This is a genomic window from Kocuria subflava, from assembly GCF_012163155.1.
GTDB classification, from domain to species: Bacteria; Actinomycetota; Actinomycetes; order Actinomycetales; family Micrococcaceae; genus Kocuria; species Kocuria subflava.
Genome location: NZ_JAAVUN010000221.1, coordinates 1 through 540 on the forward strand (window position 1 = coordinate 1; position 540 = coordinate 540).

Annotated in this window: 1 protein-coding gene; it reads left to right on the forward strand. The window is 60.2% G+C overall.

Annotated elements, in window-relative coordinates:
* Positions 1-540: SLC13 family permease (locus tag GTW58_RS13860; protein WP_342453333.1), on the forward strand; the 540-nt coding region annotated here is incomplete at its 3' end.

Consider the following 540-nt stretch of genomic DNA (forward strand, 5'->3'; position numbering starts at 1 on the left):
GTGCCGGATGATGATCATCCCCCACACGTCAAGACCGGTCGGCTTTGGCTGTACCGCCTATTGGGAGTGGTGGCCTTTTTCGCGGTCTGGCTATTGCTCGGATCCGCTGACGTTTCGCAGGACGCGCGGACGGTGGCAGCCATCGGGTCCTTGATGGCCGTGTGGTGGATGACCGAAGCCGTTCCCCTCCCCGTGACATCACTCCTGCCCATCGTGCTTTTTCCTGTCCTGACGCAACTGACACCGGAAGAGGCCACGGCTCCGTATGCCAACCCGATCGTGTTCCTCTTCCTCGGCGGGTTCCTGATCGCCATTGCGATGCAGAAATGGAATCTCCACCGGCGCATTGCGCTCTTGACGCTGCGGGCTGTAGGAACACAGCCGAGGCAGATCATTCTGGGAATGATGATCGCCACCGCTTTCCTCTCCATGTGGGTGTCGAACACCGCGACCACGCTCATGATGCTGCCCATCGGACTGAGTGTGCTCACCCTGGTGGTGGAGAACAGTCAGAAGCACGGACATGCCGAGAACGTCGAC